Source organism: uncultured Tenacibaculum sp., assembly GCF_947495995.1.
Lineage (GTDB): Bacteria > Bacteroidota > Bacteroidia > Flavobacteriales > Flavobacteriaceae > Polaribacter.
In genome coordinates, this window is record NZ_CANMAX010000025.1 from 1 (window position 1) to 1,652 (window position 1,652).

Consider the following 1,652-nt stretch of genomic DNA (forward strand, 5'->3'; position numbering starts at 1 on the left):
CCGACAGGTCCTTTATCACCAACTTCGCCTTTATCACCTACAGGTCCTTTGTCACCAACTTCACCTTTGTCTCCAACAGGCCCTTTATCTCCAACTTCTCCTTTATCACCGATTTCACCTTTATCTCCGACAGGTCCTTTATCACCAACTTCGCCTTTGTCACCGACAGGCCCTTTATCACCAAGTTCACCTTTATCTCCGACAGGTCCTTTATCACCGACTTCACCTTTGTCACCAACTTCGCCTTTGTCACCGACAGGTCCTTTATCACCGACTTCACCTTTGTCTCCAACAGGTCCTTTATCACCAACTTCACCTTTATCTCCGACAGGTCCTTTATCACCGACTTCGCCTTTGTCTCCAACAGGTCCTTTATCGCCAACTTCACCTTTGTCACCAACAGGTCCTTTATCACCAACTTCACCTTTATCACCTACAGGTCCTTTGTCACCAACTTCACCTTTGTCTCCAACAGGCCCTTTATCTCCAACTTCTCCTTTATCACCGATTTCACCTTTATCTCCGACAGGTCCTTTATCACCAACTTCGCCTTTGTCTCCAACAGGTCCTTTATCGCCAACTTCACCTTTATCTCCGACAGGTCCTTTATCACCGACTTCACCTTTGTCGCCGACAGGTCCTTTATCACCAACTTCGCCTTTATCACCTACAGGTCCTTTATCTCCGACAGGTCCTTTGTCACCAACTTCGCCTTTGTCACCGACTTCGCCTTTGTCACCAACTTCACCTTTATCTCCAACTTCGCCTTTGTCACCAACTTCGCCTTTGTCACCAACTTCGCCTTTATCTCCGAGAGGTCCTTTGTCACCAACTTCACCTTTATCTCCGACAGGTCCTTTATCACCAACTTCGCCTTTGTCTCCAACAGGTCCTTTATCGCCAACTTCACCTTTATCTCCGACAGGTCCTTTATCACCAACTTCGCCTTTATCTCCAACAGGTCCTTTATCGCCAACTTCACCTTTGTCTCCGACAGGTCCTTTATCACCAACTTCGCCTTTGTCTCCAACAGGTCCTTTATCGCCAACTTCACCTTTATCTCCGACAGGCCCTTTATCACCAACTTCACCTTTCTCTCCGACAGGTCCTTTATCACCGACTTCACCTTTGTCGCCGACAGGTCCTTTATCACCAACTTCGCCTTTATCACCTACAGGTCCTTTGTCACCAACTTCACCTTTATCACCAACTTCGCCTTTGTCTCCAACAGGTCCTTTATCGCCAACTTCACCTTTATCTCCGACAGGCCCTTTATCACCAACTTCACCTTTATCTCCGACAGGTCCTTTATCACCGACTTCACCTTTGTCTCCGACAGGTCCTTTATCACCAACTTCGCCTTTATCACCTACAGGTCCTTTGTCACCAACTTCACCTTTGTCTCCAACAGGCCCTTTATCTCCAACTTCTCCTTTATCACCGACTTCACCTTTGTCGCCGACAGGTCCTTTATCACCAACTTCGCCTTTATCACCTACAGGTCCTTTATCACCAACTTCGCCTTTATCACCTACAGGTCCTTTATCGCCAACTTCACCTTTATCTCCGACTTCGCCTTTGTCTCCAACAGGTCCTTTGTCACCAACTTCACCTTTGTCTCCAACAGGTCCTTTATCGCCAACTTCACCTTT

The 1,652-nt window shown here is 47.4% G+C and carries 1 protein-coding gene; it reads right to left on the reverse strand.

All coding sequences use genetic code 11. From position 1 onward, the window contains the following. Window positions 1–1,652 (reverse strand): hypothetical protein (locus Q1A15_RS20890; protein WP_363322696.1); only part of this gene is annotated, 1,652 nt, incomplete at both ends.